A 20,801-nucleotide genomic window follows, 5' to 3' on the forward strand; every position below is an offset into this window, starting at 1 on the left:
GCATACGATGACAGCTAAAACGTTAGTCCCCTATCTTGTCAGTGCCAGCTTACTTGGCCTGGCCAGCTTGGCCACTGGAGCACTGGCTGCAGCCACACCAACCACTGCCGTGAGCGCTGCGCCCCAAGCAGCGGCTGCTGATTTAACGAAAAGTCAGCTAGGGCTTTATTTAACGGCCAAAGAAGCCTATCAGTTACTGCAAAATGATCCACAAGCCATTTTGGTGGATGTGCGCGATCCGGTAGAAATTAAATTTACCGGCTTTGCCGCAGGAACCCATATCCATGTGCCTTATCAACTTACCGATATAACCGGCTGGAGCGACAGCGCACAAACTTGGCCAATGCCCCTAAACCCCAACTTTGATCAAGAATTGCTGGCTCGGCTAAATGCTCTGGGTGTGGCAAAAGACGCCAATATTATTATTATGTGTCGCAGCGGTGCCACCCGCAGTGCGCCAGCGGTAGATCGTTTAGCGCGCTATGGCTACAGCAAAGCTTGGTCAGTGACGGATGGCTTTGAAGGGGGCACCGAAAAAACAGGCCCGTCGAAAGGCGTGCGCAAGGTCGATGGCTGGCGTAATTCTGGCTTACCTTGGAGTTATAACGTGCCAGCAGACGTTGCTTGGCGTGGTCACTCAGACAAACTTACCACTAAATAGCGGCGATCAAACTGCTTAGCCACCACTTCACAATAGTGCAGTTGCAAGTTGCTTGCAGCTAGTCAGCTGCATTGTGTGGGGCATGTAGGGGCAACACCAGAATAAAGGCGCAGCCTTGTGTCGTTTCGGTATCCAGCATAATGCTGCCCCCTAAAATACTGGTGATCAGATTGTAACAAATATGCAGGCCCAGACCCGAGCCGCCTTTACCTAGTTTAGTGGTAAAAAAGGGATCAAAAATCTTGCCATGTAAGTCAGGCGCAATGCCACAGCCATTATCAATAACGCGGATCTCAATTTGTGATGCATTTAGCTGCGTGGAACGCAATTCTATGGTTTTATCCTGCACCTGTTCAAAAGCGTGCGCCAGACTGTTATTAATTAGATTAATGATAATTTGACTTAGCGGCCCAGGAAAACTATCCAGCTCAGCTGCGGTTTGTTCATTAATACACAACCTAACCCCAGCGCGCTTTAATGTAGGTTGTAAGGTGAGTGACACCTCTTGCGCTAAATCGGTCAGTTTAAATATTCGGCGCTGATAACTGGTTTGATCAACCGCCAGCCTTTTAAAGCCGCCAATTAACTCGGCCGTTTTGCATAAACTGCTCGTAATAATTTCGCTAATTTCTTGCGCATCATTTAAAAACTGCTGTAACGACTTGCGGGTAATGGCGGTGTTTTCAAAAAAACTCTGCCGAAAATGGGTGACCCGGTTACTTAAACTGGATGAAAGCGTCAAAGCATTACCAATAGGGGTGTTAAGCTCATGTGCCACACCTGCCACTAAGGAACCTAAAGAGGCCATTTTCTCGCGCTGAATAAGCTCTTGCTGGGCATTTTTTAATTGTGTAAGGGTTTCTGAAAGGGTTTGGGTGCGCTCTGCAACACGTTGCTCTAACGAGGTGTTTAACGCATTAATTTGCTGTTCTTTCGCTTTGCGTTCGCTAATGTCTCGCACAATACCAATTAACGCGATTTTATCTGCTTCTGCTAACCGGGTAAGGGTAACTTCGGCATCAAAAAGCGTATTGTCGGCTTTTTTAAACTGCCATTCAAAACGACTTACCGTTTGTGTTAATGCCTCATGACGATAAAGCTCGGCTAGATCAGCTGATAACTGACCATTTGCTTGGTACTTTGGCGAAATATCCAATGGCGAAAGCGCCCGAAACGCCTCGGCATTAGTTTGAAACATGGTTAAGGCTGCACGATTCCAATCAACAAATTTGCCTTTTTGTACCACAAACATCACATCTTCACTATTGCGGACAAAGTTGGCGAGCCGCTCACGCTGGAGCATCGTCTGTTTTTGTGCACTGATATCGGTTTCTATGCCATCAAAATAGAAATTACCTTCTTCGGTTATCCGCGGTGAAGAAGTCAGCAACAGCCATTTTACTGTGCCACAGGGTAAGATGGCACGATATTCTTGCCGGAAACTTTTGCCTGTTTTTATAGCGGTTTCTTCAGCAGCCTGCAGCACGGTTTTATCATTTGGATGTACTTGTTCAAACAATAAATTCGCATCGTGTAAAACTGCTGCAGGGGCTAATTGATGGATGCTTTGCACAGTAGGGCTGATATAGGTAAAGGAACGCTTAGCATCCGTGGTTAATAACAATTGATAAATCATACTATCTGGTAAATTAGTACTGATCATCTCCAGCTGCTGCTGATTTTTTGAGATTTCTTTTAACGCGACAATCAGGCTACGATTACGACGAGATAAAATGATCGCCAACATAACCACCCCAATAGCGGCATAGGTTATGGCGGCGATGGGTCTGGCAAATAAGGTGTCTGCGGATATAAACAGCGCTAACAGCACAATAGTGGGGTAAATACATAAGGTAAAGGCCAGTAAATCAAAACCCAATTTGGGCGATTTTCGGTGACCATGCCAAGCGACAACTGCAGCAGCAAAAAAAACCGCTGCAGCAATAAGATCACCAAATAACAGCACACCTTGGGCAAACATCACGGCAGTGCTAGCCGCGAGAAACAGTGCAATAGCTAAGATCCAACGCAACGGCTTATTAAGCTGTTCGCCGACATACAGGAGAATACCCACCAGTAACGAAGCCAAACTGGTAAAGCCAAATACAAATTCGAATAACCAAAAAGGTAAGGGCTTGTCCATGCGCTGGAGCATGTCATGGCCAGCCAGAAAATTAGCGACATTAACCAAACAACCACAGACTAAGGCGAGCGCAATCCAGAGCAGACCCCACTCTTCTGCTTTGCGGTATTGTTTGTAAATGAGGAAGCCGGTGAGCCCTTGAAATAAGGCAGCAATGATCACCAAATGTTGGTTTAGCACCTAACTGTCCTATGAAAAGTTCGAGTTAATCATATCGTTAAAGTATTGTTCTATTTATTTAATAAATCCAATCCTTAATCTAAATTACTGAAAATTTCACCCTTCTGGCAAATTTTATCTGCTGCAAGCAAAGCACCAAGCTCCTTTTAACCAAGGCTGATTAACTATTATGCAAAGGCCAAACCAGTGGTACTATCAACATAGTTAGCATAAAAAGTACCAGCGTAAGGGGCCCACCTACTTTTAAGTAATCGACAAAACGATATCCACCTGGCCCCATAACTAAGGTATTGGCCGCATGCGATACCGGGCTGGCAAGGCTAGTAGCGGCTACCGCCACCACCATAAGTACCGCTTGGGGATTAATCCCAAGGGCGGTACTTAGTGTTAACGCGATCGGGATCATGATTAAAACCAAGGCAATGATGGGGATCACTAAGGTGCCAAGTGCCGTTAACCAATACAATGCAGCCAAAACAGCCAAAGGCCCATATTGGCCTAACCCCGCTAAGACGCCTTGTGCCAGCCAATCGGCGGTGCCTGAATACTGCATAGCCAACCCTAACGGCAACATACCGGCAATCAGGAAAATAGATCGCCAATCAATGGCGGCATAAGCTTGCTCCATGGTTAAACAGCGGCTGGCAACCATCAGCGTAGCGGCTAAAATAGCGGCCAGAAACACCGGCAGTACCGAGGTTAGCGTTAAAAGCACCATTAACAGCATTAAACCAGCCGCCAACGGGGCTTTTTTGGCATTAACCGGTTTCACCTGTACCGGATTCATCACAATTAAATGCTCACTGCTGTTAAGCCTGGCTAATTGTGGTTTTGGCCCAACAATTAATAAAGCATCGCCTGCTTGCAGCAACATACTGCTAATGGCCGAACGATAAGCGCGTCCCTCACGCCAGATCGCTGCCACCTCGACTTTATAGCGTTTGTCTAACTGTAAGGCGCTAACACTTTGCCCTAGGTATTTACTACGCGGGTGTAAGGTGGCCTCGACCAGCGCCAATTTGCCTTTATGTAACAGATCCAAGTAAGGCGACATATCGTCTAGTCGCTCCAGCTGCTTAAACCCACGCAAGATATCCAAATCATCTTCTCGGCCTTGGATCAGCAGTAAATCACCTGCTTGCAGGGTATCGTCTGAATGAAATTCTTGTATCACCTCGCCCTGACGAAATAGCCCAAGCAATCTGAAATCAAAAGCATCCCCTAAACGGTTTTCGGCAAAACTGCTCTCTACCAAGGGGCTATCGGCCGGTAAGCCTAGTACAAATAACCGCTCATCCAACTGATAGTGTTTCTTAACCTCGTCACTACTTAATGGCTGCACTGCCTGAAATACCGCCTGCTCGATCAGCGCAGTCAAAGCAGTTTGGCTGCCTTGCACCAGAATTTTATCGCCGGGTGCTAATACGATGCTGGTCAGCTTGCTTGTGTGTGTTTGCCCAGCATGCTTAACCGCCAGCACATTAAGTTGATACTGCTCGCGGAATTGATGATGAATAATGCCATCTCCCACTAAGGGGCTAGCGGCAGCTAGCTCCAACTCAGCCTGCACACTGGCTGCTAACAGTTTCTCGTGCAGTAAGGGTGCCTCCCGCACAATATTTAACGAATTCCAACTGCGTAAGCGCTCAAACCGACTAAATTTGCCTTGGGCTAATAAAATATCGCCAGCTTGCAGTACCGTCTGCTGTGAAGGCAAAGTTAAGGTTTCTTTACCACGATTGAGTGCAATAATCATCAATCCTACCGTATTAATTAAACCAGACTCTGCCAGGGTACGGCCGGCTAATAGTGAGGATGCTGGTAAACGTAGTGCAAAGATACGCTCTTGTAAGCCATATTGTTCGCTTAGGCTGGCACTAGCCGCTAAACCTGCGCGCTCGGGATCGGTCGCTGGTAACAAATGTCGACCAATAAAGGCCATAAAGAGAGTACCGGCTAACAGTACGGGCAACCCCATTAGCGCAAAGTCGAAAAAGTGAAAACCGGCCTGACCATTTTTTTCCAATGCCATGCTCACCAGCAAATTAGGCGGGGTACCAATTAGTGTCAGTAAACCACCAAGCATAGCGCCAAAAGCCATCGGCATCAGTACCTTGGCCGGTGCTATACCACAGCGTCTGGCCGCTTCTACGGTAACCGGTAACAGCAAAGCCACCACGCCAATATTACTCATCACTGCAGATAACAAACCGGCGACCAGCATAATGACGATAATCATTTGTGCTTCATGCGCGCCTGATAATTTCATCACTCTTTTGCCGATGCTATCGGCAATACCAGCGCGAGTTAGACCTTCACTTAAAATAAACATGGCCCAGACCGTGATAACGGCTGGATTGCTAAAGCCACTGACCGCTTCGGTTGGCGATACCAGCCCCAGCAGCGCCAAAGCACAGAGCATCAGCATGGCTACCAGATCCATTCTGAGCCATTGCGTAGTGAATAATACTAAGGCTATTAGCAATAAGCCTAATACCAGCGCAATATCTAACGTCATAAGGGCCAAAACACTAATAGCAGTGGTACAGCGACAATAATCACTAAGATCTCCAAAGGTAAGCCCAAACGCCAATAATCGCTAAATTTAAAGCCGCCAGGCCCCAGAATTAATGTGTTATTTTGATGGCCAATTGGCGTTAAAAAAGCACAAGAAGCACCAATGGCCACTGCCATTAAAAAGGAATCGGCATTCACGCCCAGCGCCAGCGCGGTACCGATAGCAATCGGGCACATTACCGCCGCAGTAGCGGCATTATTCATCAGATCAGACAAAAACATGGTAATAATAAGTATCATCACTAACGCCACTATCGCATTACCCTGCGCCACCTTGTCCATCAGAACTGTGGCAATAAGCTCGGCCGTACCAGTGGTTTCCATGGCGCCGGCAACCGGAATAAGTGCCGCCAGTAAGACGATAATCGGCCAATCAATCACCTGATATACATTGCGCGGCGGCACCGTTTTCAGCGCCATGGAGGCCAATACGCCTATGGCAAAAGAAATGGCTGCCGGTAATAAACCAAAGGCCGCGCCTGCAACAGCAAATAACATAATGCTAGCGGCAAACAGCGCCCGCTTTTTATCAGGTATTTTTAATTCTCTTTTAGCCAAAGGCACACAGCCGTAATCGCTGGCAAATTCTAACATTCCCTCGCTGGTACCCTGTAATAGCAGCAAATCACCAGCCTGCATTTTAAAATTACGTAACCTAGATTTAGAGCGGCTACCTGAGCGGGAGACCGCCAGTAAATTTAAACTATAGCGGGTGCGTAACATAATGTTGGTGGCAGAGCGCCCCTGTAAACTCGACTCAGGCCTTACTACTAGCTCCATTAACACCACATCCTCGTTCGCCGTGGCTTTTACCTCACTGGTTTCCTTTTCGATTACTTTAGTTTCTATGGTTTTAGTTTCTAGATCAGGGCCATTAAATGGATCAGGATAAGCCGTAGCCTGAATGCTCGCCCCCCTCTGAGCAGCGGCTTCGTCGTTATAATGGCGTGAGCTTGTCTTTATATTTAACTCATCCGGCATAGCAACTTTGCCAGCTTTAGTTACGGTAACCGATTCTTCCAGCTCTAAGCCCAAAGTAGCTAACACTGCACCCAAGGCATCAACCTCTGCCTCTAGCACTAAAATATCACCGGCTCGAATAACCCGGCCGCCACTGGGAGCATTAATTTTTACATTATTGCGGATCAGCCCCACAATTTGTGCACCGATATCATCAAACTCATTTTCAATATCATACAAGCGTTTATCGGCGATGATGCTCTTCTCGGTTACGCGCGCTTCGGTAAGGTAGGCCCCCGTTTCAAAGCCTTCATTACCGGCTTGTTTGCGTGCGGGTACCAAGCGCCAGGCAATGACCACAAAGACGCAACCAACAACGGCCACTGCCAGTCCCACAGGCGTAAAATCAAACATACCAAAGCCATAAACGTCTTGCTGAGCACGAAAACCCGAGACAATCAGATTGGGTGGCGTACCGATCATGGTTGTCATACCGCCCAAAATTGTGCCAAAGGCCAACGGCATTAACACTCTGCCGGGCGGAACAGTAAGTCGATTCGCCACTTGCAACGCTACCGGCATTAGCAAGGCCATAGCGCCAACATTATTCATAAAACCAGATAGTAATGCACCAATGCCAATCAATACGCCCATACTAAGCATAGGTCCGGCTTTTTTTGGCATGGCATGTCTGGCCAACACATCAAGCGCACCTGAGCTTTGTAACCCAGCACTTAATACCAAAACACAGGCTACCGTGATCACTGCGGGGTGGCCAAAGCCATTAAAGGCAATGGCCGGATCGAGCAAACCGGTTAGCACACAGGCTAATAAAGCGGTTAAGGCAATCATATCGTGGCGCCAGCGTCCCCATAGAAACATGGCCACGGTAAGCCCCAGAATGCCGAGGATAAGCTTTTGTTCCAGCGTCATTATTGTTTGCTCTCAATAGCGGATGTCAGTCGCGTTAGCGAGTAGCCCCTAGATCACTAGGTACTACTCAATATATTCACACCTGATGTTAAGATGCATTCCTGCATCGCGGGCCTTCTGAAAACAGCTTAACACCAATTTGAGCAAATGAACGACGCAATCTCGGTACTTTAGTGCCGAGTAGTTCACAAATTAGGATAATACACAACACCTTAGTGCTGTGTATTATTTAAGAGAGATAAATAAAGCGAGTAAATAGCAGAGGAGTAAAAGCTCGGGTTAAAAGCTCAAATTGAAACCGGCATACACCGTGCGCCCCATGCCCGGCACACCAATACCAAAAGGAATACCATTAATCGACATGGTCATCCCCTGCCCAACATAGGTGCCTCCCTGCGGTAAGTAATAGAATTTATCCAGTATATTCTCTACCCCAAGATCCAACCGTAGCTGCTGCCAGCTATGACTAAGCCGTAAATTGAGCAAACCATAGCCGCCGGTAGTTTGCTCATTCCGAATGGCCGAAACACGATTTTTGCTACTGACCAACTGCCACTCTAGGCTATTATCCCACCCCGCCAAACGGTGAGTTAGGCTAATCCGTCCCTGCCAAGGCACCACATTATAGAGCCCGCTGTCTGTATCGGTATTTTTCGCATCGATATAGCTTAAGGTACCATCCAGTTGCCACACCCCGGTTTTATGCTCTGCCAGTTGGGTTTTCCAGCTAAGATCCGCCCCCATTAAGCGGGCGTGTTGGTTTTGATATTGCAAAATATTGTATTGATTAGGCTGCCAATTAGCGTTAGCGGCGACCGCATCAATATAGTCTTTGACCCTAGTCACATAAGGGGTAAAACGTATCTGCTGCTGTTGATTAGCGCTTTGCCAATTGATGCTTGCAGAGAAGGTATGGGCTTTTTCTGGGTTTAATGCCACATTACCGACATAGCCATTACCATCGCCCACCAAATTATTCATGCTGGCGGCCATCGCCCAATAAGACCAAGGATAGGCTTCATATAAATTGGCCGAGCGCATTTTTTGCGCCACGCCTAGCTCCAGTGTCGTTTGTGCCGTCAGTTGGTAACGGCTTAACAAGGTTAAATCGAGGTTGGTATCGGTATTACTGCGCTGACCTTGATTAAACCGTGCTGCATCCATCACTTGCATGCCCGGCGCATTGGCTGCCGTGGAATAGCCTGTTACCTCATCGGCATTACGTTTTACTTGCTCGACTCTAGCACCATACAGCAATAACCACTTCTCGCTAAGGTGGTGTTCATGCTCAGCAAATACTGCCAAGCGATCGCGTTTACCATCATTGATATTTAAAAAGGTACCTGGGCCCATGCCACCCCCCGAAGCGGTCCAGTAATCGTCTAACCGAAACTGCTGATACTCGGCGCCAATACGCATAATGTCTGCTTGGTTTGTTTGCACTTCAGCACTGAGGCTTAAGCCGGTATTAGTGGCATCGGAGTACATCGGCATTCCGGCAGCACAGGTGCCTGCCGGATCACCAGCAAAGCGGATCGGCTCACAAGGACGTCCCCCCATGGCATTACTGCCATACCAAAACTGCCGATCTGGGCCAAAATCCATTTTATGTTCAATATTTTCATGGTAGAAACGGCTTTGCCAATGCCCCCAGCTGCGTTGTTGTTGCCAGTTCGCATTGATACGAAATTGCTGGTTATCGAGTAAATCCATCCGTTGATTGGGAAACAATTGCTTGGGCATATCCTGATAACTTAGCTGCACATCAAACAGGTCGTCCGCCAGTTGTAGCGCTAAGCGCAGATTATGGTTCTGTGTTTTAAAGGCACTCGAAGCCACTTCATCCAGAGCTAGAGCATGATCAGGCCGCCCCGTTGCGGCAATCGTTTTAAAGTTTTCAGCCGCTTTATAGTTATCACCTTGGCTCCAGTTGCCGTTGTAACTCACAAACAGCTGCTCGCTACTGTGACTAAGGTTAAAATGCGTTCCTATTGCCTGATTATTACTACGGTAATAGCCACCCCACTCGCCGCTTAGGCTTTGTTCACTGTTAAATTCTGGCGCTTTTGACTCGGTAATAATACTACCACCAATACTATCTCCGCCAACACTGACCGGAGTGATACCCGCGAATACGGTAATTTGCCCCACCTCACTAGGCGCCATATAGGATAACGGCGGATTCATATGATTAGGACAGGCAGAGATCAAATCCATGCCATCAACTTTGACTCTTAGCCGATCATCAGACAGACCCCGGATCATTGGTAAACTCGATACGGCACCGGTTTGATTAATACTTACCCCAGCGAGTTGCGACAGTAGGCTGGCAGTATCACTGGTGGCAGCAATAAGTTTGCTTAGCTGCTCGGCATCCAGCTGCTGCAGCTGTAAAGCACTATGCTGCTGACCTTCAACCTGAATGCGTTCAATAGTCTCTTCTGCCTGCGCTATAGCTGGCAGCAGCGCCAGACTGATAGCGAGTGCCAAATAACGCGGTTTATAAGCCAAAGCGGGATAAGATGAATGTGCTGACATTGCTAAGCTCCATTTTTATGTTAGGTGAATGGCTGCTTACACAACTCACCCTAATTATTAAATGTGCTTATTTTAAAAGGCCTTGAATATAAGCCAATGCGACAAATTGTCGCATTGGCTTGCAGGCACCAGACTTGGCTGATTAGCGTTGTGGATCGGGTCTTGGCGTATCGTTGCCTGCAGCCGGTAGTATGGGTAGCTCTAATCGGGGTAATTCACCCGTTAACGTTTTCATAAAGGCCACTAACATGTCAATTTCCTCAGGACTATATTGCCGACCCAATTGTAGACGACCCATAATATCTGTAGCCTCTTCCAAGGTTGCCGCTTCGCCATCATGGAAATAGGGATAGGTTAACTCAACATTACGTAAGGTAGGTACCTTAAACGAAAAACGGTCTTTATCTTTGCCCGTCACCGCTGAGCGACCTTCTGCTGGCGAAGTCGTTTCGTAAGGTGCCACTAAGCCCATTTTTTGAAATGAGGTGCCGCCTAACGCTTCACCATTATGGCAAGCTACACAACCACTATTTTTAAATAGCTGATAACCCGCTAATTCTTTGGCGGTAATCGCTTTATCATCACCCATTAACCATTGATCGAAACGAGAGTTTGGCGTGACCAAGGTTTCTTCAAAGGCGGCAATCGCATCGGTAATACGATCTAAATTAACTTCAGGTGTACCATAAACCTGCTGCATTAATTCCAGATAACCTGGAATAGAACTCAGCACATCTACCGCCAAAGTATGCGGCATAGCCATTTCAACCTCGGCTTGGATAGGACCAGCCGCCTGCTCTTTTAAGTTAGCCGCACGACCATCCCAAAACTGAGCAATAGATAAACTGGAATTAAACACCGTAGGCGAATTGACCGGTCCAGCCTGCCACTTGTGGCCGATAGAGGTTTTTAGATTGTCGGTGCCCCCTAAAGACAGATTGTGGCAAGTGTTACAGGAAATAATGCCAGACATCGACAATCGCGGTTCAAAAAACAGTTTTTTGCCCAAATCTACCTTAGCAGGTTCCTTGACAACGGCCGGCTCTATTGGTTTTACGGGTTCGTTGCGCGGTGCAGCATCAAGCATATAACTAAAGCTTACTGAACCAATCGCGATAAGCAGGGTAAGAGCCTTATGCATTTTTTCTATCCTTTCTAGCAACTAAAAACAGTGATTAAACTCACTATAGCCTCAGTAAATCAGCTTTACCTAATGCAAAAAACGGATTTCAAATACTATTCAATTATTCTTTGTGACAGATCAAATTTCAGCTTGACTAATTAGCGATATCTAATACATTTAGAATTGATAGATATAACTTATTCCAATATGGCATAAAAATGACAATTGGGAATGCAGCACAAATGGACTTTATTTTAATAGTCCCTGCTTAACACAGCTATGCATTGTAACGTTCTGATAGCGCCTAACCGCTTACTTGCAACGTGAATGCCGACTGCCGGGATAACACAAGTAAACAAGGTGACAGATGAACAAGACATTCGAACACGTAGCGGATACGATTAATCCGCTTAGACGCAAACTGCTTAAATATTCTCTGCTTGGTGGTGCTTTGGCGGCACCTGGTGTTAACCTTATGGCGAAACCGCTGGCAACCACTGCGAATATCGTGATTGTGGGCGTGGGTGCTGCAGGTACGGCGATGGCTAATCGACTACGCCAGCAGTTAGCTGGCAATAAAATCACCTTAGTGGGTGCCAGACAGCAACACTTGTACCAGCCGGGCTATACCATGATTGCGTCTGGCTTGTGGCGAGCTGACTCGGTGGTCACCACCACCAAAGAATGGTTACCCAAAGGCGTCGATTGGGTTGAACAAGATATCAGCGGCATCGCGCCAGACGCCCAGCAGGTGCTGCTGGCCGATGGCAGTAAGTTAGCTTACGATATTTTAGTGATCGCCACCGGCTGTCAGTTGAATTTTCACCTAATTGAAGGCATGGATGAGCAACTGATTGGTCAAAATGGTGTCGGCTGTGTGTATGCCGGTCAGGATGGCGCCTTAAAAACCAGTCAGGCCATAGATGCTTTTGCGGCTAAAGGTGAAGGCAAGGGCATCTTTACCCTTACCCATACTTTTTTAAAATGTGCGGGCGCGCCAATTAAGATGACCTTCACGTCGTTGTCCCGCTTAGAAAATACGGGGCGGCGCCAGCATTTTGATATCAGCTTTACCACACCTTTTGAAAACCGCTTGTTTACCGTGCCCGTTTATAACGAATTTGTGTTAAAACGCTTTGCTGAACAAGATGTTGCGGTTAAGTTTCAGCACAAGTTAACCGGTATTGATGCCGCTAAGAGACAGGCCTATTTTACTGATCTTAGCGGTACAGTGAGACGTGAAGACTATGATTTTATCCATGTTGTCCCACCTATGTCAGCACCTGATGCAATCAGGCAATCGGGGTTAGTATGGACAGAAGGCCCCTTTGCTAATGATTGGTTAGAAGTTGATCAATACACCATGCAGCATCGCCGTTACGCCAATATTTTTGGAATTGGCGATGTGGTAGGCACCCCGCTTGGCAAAACCGCAGCCTCGGTAAAAATGCAAGCACCGGTGGTTGAGCAAAATATTCTGTCTTATCTAAGTGGAGCTGAATTGACTGCACAGTATAACGGCTATACCTCTTGCCCCTTAATCACTGCGATTGGCAAAGCCGTGCTCGCCGAGTTTGGCTATGGCAATAAACTGCTGCCTTCTTTTGGTTTTATTGATCCAACCGAAGAGTCATGGGCCGTGTGGGTAATGAAAGAAAAAATGTTACAACCCGCTTACTATGCCGTGTTAAAAGGCCAGGTTTAAGGAATTATTATGGATTTCTCTAGCACCCTTACCGTTCTTTGGTATGCCATTAAGCCTAATCTGTGGCTGCTTATTCTATTAGTTGTACTACTGAGTGCCAGCCTAATTATCGGTCGGCAAAACTGGCGCAAAGCCGCCAGTAAATCGTTATTGCTGGCAAGTCTGGTACTTGGTGTAATTGCCATGCTGCTTGCGCCAAGTTTTACTCATTCCTCGCTAAGTTATGTGTTAACTTGGGTTGATCAGCTAAGCTTACTTGCGGTTGGAATTGGCGCAGCAATATACAGCTGGTTGTTACTGCGCCCTTGGTTGACGACATCACATCAGTCGGTTTCGTAATAATTGTAAAAACGTTATTGCAGCAAACGTTATCAAAGCCACGCTTATTGACAATAGCCGCTTTGCTAAGCAGCATAGGTTAATTTCTTCTAGGAATTAACCTATGCGTTTTGCTTTTCAACTTGGCCCAGCTACTTTAGTCACGGCGGCCTTTATTGGCCCTGGTACTGTGGTGACCGCCTCTATGGCAGGCGCCAACTTTGGTTATGATCTGCTTTGGGCGCTGTTATTTTCTGTGGTCGCTACTATGATTTTACAGGAAATGGCGTCACGCCTTGGCATTGTGACTGGGCAAGGTTTAGGTGAAAACTTAAGGCAGCAAGTGCAGCACCCACTGGCACGTTTTGCCTTGTTTAGTCTGGTAGTTTGTGCGGTAGTGATCGGGAACAGTGCGTATCAGGGAGGGAACTTAACCGGTGCCAGCTTAGGTGCTGATGCGCTGTGGGGCCAAACGGATAGCATACTGGCGCTAAAAAACTACCTTAATCTAAACCCCTGGGCACTGCTGTTAGGCAGCTTAGCCATAGCGGTGTTATGGCAAGGCCAGTACCGATGGATTGAACGTTGTCTGATCTTACTCGTACTGGTGATGAGTTTAGCCTTTATCAGCACCTTATTGCTGACTAAACCTGATCTAAGCGCTATGTTAATAGGCTTTATTCCGCAAATGCCTACTGGTGCCACCTTAACCGTTATTGCTTTAATTGGTACTACCGTCGTACCTTACTCGCTGTTTTTACATGCCGCCAGCTCTGCGAAAAAATGGCAATACTCGCCGGATCTGCAGCAAGCACTGGCAGAATCTCACGCTGATCTGCGAACCGCCATTCCGCTTGGTGGAATTATTACTCTGGCGGTGCTATCTACAGCGGCCACAGCGTTCTTTGGTAAGGGTTTAGTGATGACAAATGCGGGCGATTTGGCGCTATCACTAGAACCGGTGTTTGGTGTGTGGGCAAAATACTTAATGGCTACCGGCTTACTTGCTGCAGGTCTATCTTCTGCGATCACGGCACCACTGGCTGCAGCTTATGCGTTACAAGGTTTATTAAAGCTTTCTGCGAATGGCTTTCGTTTAACTTGGTTGTTGATTATAGTGACTGGCATGCTGGTAGCGAGTTTGGGGTTGCGGCCGCTAAATATTATTTGGTTTGCGCAAGTGACTAACGGCCTGTTATTACCCATCATTACGCTGTGTTTATTATGGGCAGTCAATTCCAGCGTATTAGGGGTATATCGTAATACTAAACGGCAAAACCTGCTGGGTTTTGCCGTTTTTATCGCCACCTTGTTATTAAGCGGCAGAACGCTGTATCTGGCTTTTAGTTAAGCCACAAAACCTTAGCGCACAAAAATCTGATAACCCCAAGCGGGTAAAACCAGTTTGGTATCTGCGCTAAAGGTGATCGCTTGCTGCGTAAAGAATTCGGTAAAATTTCCATGATGCAAATGCAGATCAAAACTGACTTCTTGCGGTTCGGCAGTAAAGTTAAACACTGCAAATACCGCTTGCTCTTGATTTTGTCGAACAAAACTCAGAACTTTGCGTTCAGCGCTATTGTGCACTGGGATCATTCTGGCACCCCAAGTTGAGTTCCAAAGTGGGCTGTAGCTTTTTTTGAGTTGAATTAATTGCTTATACAACTCTCCATTTTCATGTGGCTGCCACACTATCGGATCCCGCTCAAAAAACTCTAACCTTTTGTCATATCCTGCTTCTTGCCCATTGTAGATCATAGGAATACCCTCGCTAACAAAGGATAATACCATTGCAGCGGGCAACATTGCGCCAAAGCGTTCAAATTCGGTGCCTTCCCAGCTATTAGCATCGTGATTACTCACCCCAAGCAAACGCATAACTTGTTGCGGGTAGTAGCGTTCATTCCAAGAGTAATAAACATAAAGTTGATGGGTATCTTTCTTGCCTAGTGCTATGTCATGCATTGCACTGCCCCAGGTCCAGCCATAAGTTGCATCAAAAGCCTCGGCATGAAAATCGCGCCCTTCAAACTCAGCCAGCATAAAGACAGGTTTAACCTGTTCTAATTCACGACGGACCGCAACCCAAAAATCTAAGGGTACAAAACCTGCTACATCAGCCCTGTAACCATCGACACCGAATTCTTCTACCCAGTAACGCATAGCAGCCGCCATATACTGGCGCATTGCTGGTTGGCTGTAATCTAACTCAATAATATCGCTCCAATCCCACCATGGTGTTGGTCTAAAATCACCTTTCCAATCACGTAGGTACCAATCTGGATGTTGAGCAACCAATACATTATCCCAAGCTGTGTGGTTAGCAACCCAATCCAAAATTACGTAAAGGCCAAGTCTATGCGCTTCATCGACAAAAGCTTTAAAATCTTCTTTAGTACCAAACTCTGGGTTAACAGCTAAGTAATCTTTTACGGCATAGGGACTACCTAAGCTGCCTTTTCGATTCACTTCACCTATAGGATGGATCGGCATTAACCAAATAATATCAACACCTAATGCTTTTAATCTTGGTAACTCAAGTTTGGCAGCGTTAAAAGTCCCCTCTTTTGAAAATTGCCGAGTATTTAGCTGATAGATCACAGCATCTTTGGTCCAAGCTGGGTGGGTTAAAGTTACGTAGGGTTGCACATCTGTTACCTTTGCAGGCGCTAATAGCGCCGTTGCGTTATTGCTAGTGGTTATGGGTTGACATCCCGATAAAAAAATAACGAAAATCACTACACCGATAAGTATCTTGTTCATACCTTGTCCTTTAATTATGTTGTTGCTTTTTTAAACTGACTTAAATGATTAAGGTAAGCAAGCTGAATACGAATGCAAAGCCATAACAGCTGATTTTTACTATGGTAATACTTTGAAAGTTCGTGGAGCTTTATTGATTAAGCTATACGGTGAATGTATTCAGGAAAATTGGTCAGCATCACTCTGTTAGCTTGAGAAATACAACTGCGAGTGATTGAGTTGCTGCATGAATGTCTAAAAACGCGCTTCGTCAAACCTTGGGCTTAAGAATACATCATAGCTGCAAGCAGCTATGATGTGGCAAAAAGCATGTACCGCGCTTGCAAACGAGCAAGTGTGCACATTTTCGGAATATTAACGCTCAGAAAGTGTTGGAAAGTGCTTTCGTAATAATAAGATCAGCTCTTGTTCAAAAGCCGATAAGTTACCAAGCTTATGCTCCTGCTCTGGTGCTTTGGCTAATAGAGCTGACTCGATCATGCCCGCTCCTACGGTAAGATTGCTTAAGCGATCGATAATAACAAAGCCACCGGTTTGTTTATTTTTACTATAGCTGTCAAAGGCGATGGCTTCGGTGAGGCTAACATCAACCAGACCAATTTCATTCATCGCTAACAGCTCAGCCTCTTTTTCAGCTAGGGTATTAACGTCGATCCGATGATGTAATTTTTCAATTTCGCCGACCGTCGTTTTACAGTTAAATTTAACGTAATACTGCCGTTCCACTCTCATTGGGCTATCATGCAACCAAATCAGCTTGGCGCGTAAACGCGATGACACATGTGGCAGCGCATCCTTTTTCACCAGCATATTGCCACGACTCACATCAACTTCATCATTCAGCGTGATAGTGACAGCTTGCTGAGCAAAAGCTTGTGCTAGCGGCCCATCAAAGGTAACGATTTCTTTAACCGTTGAGACGCTGCCGGAAGGTAATACTTTAACGGCATCCCCTACCGCGACACTGCCAGAAACCACAGTTCCCTGAAAACCACGGAAGTCTGAATTGGGACGACTAACCAGCTGCACTGGGAAACGAAAATCTTCATTCGCTACAGTACTGATATCAATATTTTCCAGGTATTGCATCAAGGTTGAACCGCGAAACCAACTTAACTTCTCACTCGGGTTCACCACATTATCGCCTTCTAAAGCAGAGATTGGCACAAAGCGGATATCCGGAATATCTAAGGCACCGGCAAGCTGTAGGTATTCTTCTTGTATCTCTTTATAACGGGCTTGCGAATAATCCACTAAATCCATTTTGTTGATGGCCACTATCACATGTTTAATACCCAGCAAAGAGCAAATAAAACTGTGGCGGCGGGTTTGGGTTTGCACACCACGGCGCGCATCAATCAAAATAATGGCTAAATCACAGGTTGAAGCACCCGTCGCCATGTTACGGGTGTATTGTTCATGCCCCGGCGTATCAGCAATGATAAATTTCCGCTTATCGGTGGAGAAATAACGGTAAGCCACATCGATGGTAATGCCCTGCTCGCGCTCAGACTGTAAACCATCTACGAGTAAAGCCAAATCGACTTTATTACCCTGGGTGCCGACTTTTTTACTGTCTTCGGTAATTGCCGCCAATTGATCTTCAAAAATCATCTTACTGTCATGTAGCAGCCGACCGATTAAAGTACTTTTACCATCATCAACGCTACCGCAGGTGATAAAACGCAGCAGCTGTTTATTCTCGTGTTGTTTAAGATAAGCCAAGATATCTTGTTCAATTAAGGGTGATGCATGACTCATTAGAAGTACCCCTCCATTTTTTTCTTTTCCATCGAGCCACTGCTGTCATGATCAATCACTCGACCTTGGCGCTCAGATGTTTTGGTTAACAACATTTCTTGGATAATTTCGGGTAAAGTCGCGGCACTTGACTCAACCGCACCCGTTAACGGATAACAGCCTAAGGTTCTAAAACGCACCTGTTTCAACTCAGGTTGCTCGCCCGCTTTTAAAGGCATACGTTCATCATCAACCATGAGCAAGGTGCCATCACGCTCTACCACCGGACGTGGTTTGGCAAAATATAAGTCAGGTATGGCAATATTTTCTAAATAGATATATTGCCAAATATCCAGTTCCGTCCAATTCGACAACGGAAACACACGGATACTTTCGCCTTTATCAACGCGACCGTTGTAAATATTCCACAGCTCTGGCCGCTGATTTTTCGGATCCCAGCGATGGTTTCTATCACGAAATGAATAAACACGCTCTTTGGCGCGCGATTTTTCTTCATCACGCCGCGCCCCACCAAAGGCCGCATCGAACTTATATTTATCCAACGCCTGCTTTAAACTTTGCGTTTTCATAATGTCCGTGTGTTTCGCACTACCATGACTAAAAGGCCCAACATTTAACGCGACACCGTCTTGATTGATATGCACCAATAATTGCAAATCAAGCTCTTTGGCCATCCGATCACGAAACGCGATCATTTCTTTGAATTTCCACGTCGTATCGACATGCAACAAGGGGAAAGGGATTTTGCCTGGGTAAAACGCTTTACGCGCTAAATGCAGCAACACCGAGGAATCTTTTCCAACAGAATACAGCATCACCGGATTTTCAAATTCCGCGACTACTTCACGAAATATTTGAATTGACTCATTTTCCAGGGCTTTTAAATGGCTTTGCAAAGGTGAGGCCATAGTCACTCCAACATCTTAAAAATAATGTCGGCAGCTTAGCAGAACCATTTTAAAAGGATAATGTCGTTTTGGAATAAGATATTTCCATCCAGATGGCCATAACTTAGCCACAGGTCTCCGGTACCGGCCAGACCTCAGAGCTCCGGCCGGTACCGGAGACCTGTGGATAAAAGAGTGACTACAGTGCTTGTTTTAAAGCGGTAAGGATACGTTGACAGGCATGGCCATCGCCATAGGGATTGTGTGCAAAGCTCATACTGTCGTAGTAGGCTTTATCCTCAAATAAGCGACTCACTTCCTCGACGATTTTCTTGCGGTCAGTACCCACTAACTTAACCGTACCTGCGGCTACCGCTTCTGGTCGTTCTGTCGTATCACGCATCACCAGAACGGGTTTTCCTAGAGAAGGTGCTTCTTCCTGAATGCCACCAGAATCCGTCAAGACTAAATAACTTCGGCTCATCAGATAAACAAAGGGTAAGTAATCTTGGGGAGCAATAAGATGTACATTGCTGACATGGCTAAGCAGCCGATAAACGGGCTCTTTCACATTGGGATTAAGATGCACTGGATAGACAATGTCGCAATCAGGGTAAGCTTGCGCAATATCCGCTAACGCCGCACAAATTTGTTCAAAGCCACCGCCAAAACTTTCGCGGCGATGCCCGGTGACTAACACCATTTTTCGCTCGGCTTGGACAAAGGGAAACTGTGCGGCAAATGCTTGGCTAAGCGTGGCATCCTGCTCGATCTTAGCGACAACCTGCAGCAAGGCATCAATCACGGTATTACCCGTAATCACAATATGCTCAGGGTGGGTATTTTCACGCCGCAGATTCTCAGCAGAGGTCGCGGTAGGTGCAAAGTGAAAACGTGTTATCGCCCCTGTTAACTTTCGATTCGCTTCCTCTGGCCAAGGGCTTAAAATATTTCCGGTACGCAAACCTGCTTCAACATGACCCACTGGGATTTTTTCATAATAACAGGCCAAGGCGGCAGCAAAAGTCGTACTCGTATCACCATGCACCAATACCACGTCAGGCTGAAAATCACGCAGCACGGCTTTGATATTTAATAAAATACTTGTAGTGACATCATAGAGATCCTGACCAGGCTTCATAATGGCTAAATCGTATTCTGGGGTGATCTCAAACAGCTTTAACACTTGATCCAACATTTCACGATGTTGGCCTGTAACACAGACACGACTGTCAAAGGCAGGATCTTGCTTTAATTGATTCACAAGAGGCGCCATTTTAATGGCTTCAGGTCGGGTACCAAACACACTGAGTACTTTAATCATATTTTTCCTTAGGCTTTTTAGACAGCCAAACTAGGATCACCCGAAAAAATTAAGAAAACGGTTTTTCAAACTGGTATGACCGGTACCGGAGACCTGTGTATAAACTGGTTGGGCCAGTACCGGAGACGTGTGGATATTTTTATTCGACTTCGTCGAGGAAGTCTAGTACGTCATCATCTAAGGTTTCTTCTGGCGCGGGGGGATTACCGTCAAATATTTTAAAGAGTTGACGTTGATAATAGCTTTCTTTGATAAAAGAGTAAGGATCAAGCGAGTTATTTAACATATTTTCGACTTGCATCACTTGCTCACGACCATCTAGCGCAATAATAGCGGCCCGTGTCAAAGTCAAAGGCGTATTTAATAAACCTAATGGAAAGTATAAGTTATCGACTATACCGCCAACTGTACCTCTAATGGTTGTCGGGCCACGCGCAGGTACCATTAAATAGGCACCATCACCTACTCCCCACACCGCCAAGGTTTGGTTAAAGTTTTCATCCGCATTTTCTAAGCCTAAATCAGTAGCCACATCGAAAATGCCTAACACACCCACAGTGCTATTTACCAAAAACCGCCCAGCACTAACCGCAGCTTTCTCTGGTTTAGCCTGCAGTAAGCTATTTAGAAAACTGGCGGGCTCGCCTAAGTTATCCACAACATTTATTAGCCCTTTGCGAGCCGGTTTAGGCACAACTGTCATATACCCAACAGTGACAGGCCGCAAAATGTAAGCATCAAGAATATCGTAGTTAAAATCCCAAAGGGAGCGATTCACGCGCTCAAAAGGATCACGCGGGTCGTTATAAACCGGAGTTGGAGTTGCAGGTGAAGACAATGCTTGCTGTTGTGCCACATTAGAACTGGCGCAAGCAGTTAGACTCAGCAGCAGCACCAACAAAAAAGTACGTCCAAGTAAGGTTGACAT

The 20,801-nt window shown here is 46.2% G+C and carries 14 protein-coding genes; 4 read left to right on the forward strand and 10 right to left on the reverse strand.

Annotated features, from left to right (window positions below; all coding sequences use genetic code 11):
* Positions 1-7: 7 nt before the first annotated feature.
* Positions 8-661 (forward strand): rhodanese-like domain-containing protein, encoded by a 654-nt coding sequence (locus tag ACO1PK_RS01210; RefSeq protein ID WP_423186865.1) that lies wholly within the window; start codon positions 8-10, stop codon positions 659-661.
* 58 nt (positions 662-719) lie between these two features.
* On the opposite strand, the gene ACO1PK_RS01215 is transcribed toward ACO1PK_RS01210, so the two are convergent.
* The 5 genes from ACO1PK_RS01215 to ACO1PK_RS01235 all read right to left on the reverse strand — a co-directional run bounded on the left by ACO1PK_RS01215 (position 720) and on the right by ACO1PK_RS01235 (position 11,133).
* Positions 720-2,984: a PAS domain-containing sensor histidine kinase gene (locus ACO1PK_RS01215; RefSeq protein ID WP_423186866.1), complete on the reverse strand. Its 2,265-nt coding sequence runs from the start codon at positions 2,982-2,984 to the stop codon at positions 720-722.
* 160 nt (positions 2,985-3,144) lie between these two features.
* On the reverse strand, positions 3,145-5,502 hold the full coding sequence (locus ACO1PK_RS01220) for an SLC13 family permease (protein ID WP_423186867.1): 2,358 nt from the start codon (positions 5,500-5,502) through the stop codon (positions 3,145-3,147).
* Positions 5,499-7,454, reverse strand: a complete 1,956-nt coding sequence (locus ACO1PK_RS01225) for an SLC13 family permease (RefSeq protein ID WP_423186868.1) — start codon at positions 7,452-7,454, stop codon at positions 5,499-5,501. The genes ACO1PK_RS01220 and ACO1PK_RS01225 overlap by 4 nt, the downstream gene beginning before the upstream one ends.
* Before the next feature lie 279 nt (positions 7,455-7,733).
* A complete protein-coding gene (locus tag ACO1PK_RS01230; protein ID WP_423186869.1) occupies positions 7,734-9,992 on the reverse strand; it encodes a TonB-dependent receptor in 2,259 nt (752 codons plus the stop codon).
* A gap of 142 nt (positions 9,993-10,134) precedes the next feature.
* Positions 10,135-11,133, reverse strand: a complete 999-nt coding sequence (locus tag ACO1PK_RS01235) for a cytochrome-c peroxidase (protein WP_423186870.1) — start codon at positions 11,131-11,133, stop codon at positions 10,135-10,137.
* A 349-nt stretch (positions 11,134-11,482) separates the two neighbouring features.
* On the opposite strand from ACO1PK_RS01235, the gene ACO1PK_RS01240 reads away from it, so the two are divergent.
* From ACO1PK_RS01240 to ACO1PK_RS01250, 3 genes are all read left to right on the forward strand, one after another.
* Positions 11,483-12,820 (forward strand): NAD(P)/FAD-dependent oxidoreductase, encoded by a 1,338-nt coding sequence (locus ACO1PK_RS01240; protein ID WP_423186871.1) that lies wholly within the window; start codon positions 11,483-11,485, stop codon positions 12,818-12,820.
* A 9-nt stretch (positions 12,821-12,829) separates the two neighbouring features.
* Entirely contained in the window at positions 12,830-13,159 is a 330-nt protein-coding gene (locus ACO1PK_RS01245) for a hypothetical protein (protein WP_423186872.1), read from the forward strand.
* A gap of 103 nt (positions 13,160-13,262) precedes the next feature.
* On the forward strand, positions 13,263-14,489 hold the full coding sequence (locus tag ACO1PK_RS01250) for an Nramp family divalent metal transporter (protein ID WP_423186873.1): 1,227 nt from the start codon (positions 13,263-13,265) through the stop codon (positions 14,487-14,489).
* An 11-nt stretch (positions 14,490-14,500) separates the two neighbouring features.
* On the opposite strand, the gene ACO1PK_RS01255 is transcribed toward ACO1PK_RS01250, so the two are convergent.
* The 5 genes from ACO1PK_RS01255 to ACO1PK_RS01275 all read right to left on the reverse strand — a co-directional run bounded on the left by ACO1PK_RS01255 (position 14,501) and on the right by ACO1PK_RS01275 (position 20,801).
* On the reverse strand, positions 14,501-15,901 hold the full coding sequence (locus ACO1PK_RS01255; protein WP_423186874.1) for an alpha-amylase family glycosyl hydrolase: 1,401 nt from the start codon (positions 15,899-15,901) through the stop codon (positions 14,501-14,503).
* 354 nt (positions 15,902-16,255) lie between these two features.
* On the reverse strand, positions 16,256-17,662 hold the full coding sequence (cysN, locus tag ACO1PK_RS01260) for a sulfate adenylyltransferase subunit CysN (protein ID WP_423186875.1): 1,407 nt from the start codon (positions 17,660-17,662) through the stop codon (positions 16,256-16,258).
* The gene (cysD, locus tag ACO1PK_RS01265; protein ID WP_423186876.1) at positions 17,662-18,570 is read right to left on the reverse strand and encodes a sulfate adenylyltransferase subunit CysD; all 909 of its coding nucleotides are present in this window, start codon (positions 18,568-18,570) and stop codon (positions 17,662-17,664) included. The genes cysN and cysD overlap by 1 nt, the downstream gene beginning before the upstream one ends.
* Positions 18,571-18,748: 178 nt before the next feature.
* Entirely contained in the window at positions 18,749-19,873 is a 1,125-nt protein-coding gene (wecB, locus tag ACO1PK_RS01270; RefSeq protein ID WP_423186877.1) for a non-hydrolyzing UDP-N-acetylglucosamine 2-epimerase, read from the reverse strand.
* Positions 19,874-20,012: 139 nt separating this feature from the next.
* Positions 20,013-20,801 (reverse strand): MlaA family lipoprotein, encoded by a 789-nt coding sequence (locus ACO1PK_RS01275; protein ID WP_423186878.1) that lies wholly within the window; start codon positions 20,799-20,801, stop codon positions 20,013-20,015.

It is taken from the genome of Alishewanella sp. d11 (assembly GCF_049390205.1).
GTDB lineage: Bacteria > Pseudomonadota > Gammaproteobacteria > Enterobacterales > Alteromonadaceae > Alishewanella.

What these genes read in the sequence shown, in the direction of transcription:
- ACO1PK_RS01210 (WP_423186865.1), top strand. Translation starts at nt 8, where the DNA reads ATGACAGCTAAAACGTTAGTCCCCTATCTTGTCAGTGCCAGCTTACTT.
- ACO1PK_RS01220 (WP_423186867.1), bottom strand. Translation starts at nt 5,502, where the DNA reads ATGACGTTAGATATTGCGCTGGTATTAGGCTTATTGCTAATAGCCTTA.
- ACO1PK_RS01225 (WP_423186868.1), bottom strand. Translation starts at nt 7,454, where the DNA reads ATGACGCTGGAACAAAAGCTTATCCTCGGCATTCTGGGGCTTACCGTG.
- ACO1PK_RS01230 (WP_423186869.1), bottom strand. Translation starts at nt 9,992, where the DNA reads ATGTCAGCACATTCATCTTATCCCGCTTTGGCTTATAAACCGCGTTAT.
- ACO1PK_RS01235 (WP_423186870.1), bottom strand. Translation starts at nt 11,133, where the DNA reads ATGCATAAGGCTCTTACCCTGCTTATCGCGATTGGTTCAGTAAGCTTT.
- ACO1PK_RS01240 (WP_423186871.1), top strand. Translation starts at nt 11,483, where the DNA reads ATGAACAAGACATTCGAACACGTAGCGGATACGATTAATCCGCTTAGA.
- ACO1PK_RS01245 (WP_423186872.1), top strand. Translation starts at nt 12,830, where the DNA reads ATGGATTTCTCTAGCACCCTTACCGTTCTTTGGTATGCCATTAAGCCT.
- ACO1PK_RS01250 (WP_423186873.1), top strand. Translation starts at nt 13,263, where the DNA reads ATGCGTTTTGCTTTTCAACTTGGCCCAGCTACTTTAGTCACGGCGGCC.
- ACO1PK_RS01255 (WP_423186874.1), bottom strand. Translation starts at nt 15,901, where the DNA reads ATGAACAAGATACTTATCGGTGTAGTGATTTTCGTTATTTTTTTATCG.
- cysN (WP_423186875.1), bottom strand. Translation starts at nt 17,662, where the DNA reads ATGAGTCATGCATCACCCTTAATTGAACAAGATATCTTGGCTTATCTT.
- cysD (WP_423186876.1), bottom strand. Translation starts at nt 18,570, where the DNA reads ATGGCCTCACCTTTGCAAAGCCATTTAAAAGCCCTGGAAAATGAGTCA.
- wecB (WP_423186877.1), bottom strand. Translation starts at nt 19,873, where the DNA reads ATGATTAAAGTACTCAGTGTGTTTGGTACCCGACCTGAAGCCATTAAA.
- ACO1PK_RS01275 (WP_423186878.1), bottom strand. Translation starts at nt 20,801, where the DNA reads ATGTCAACCTTACTTGGACGTACTTTTTTGTTGGTGCTGCTGCTGAGT.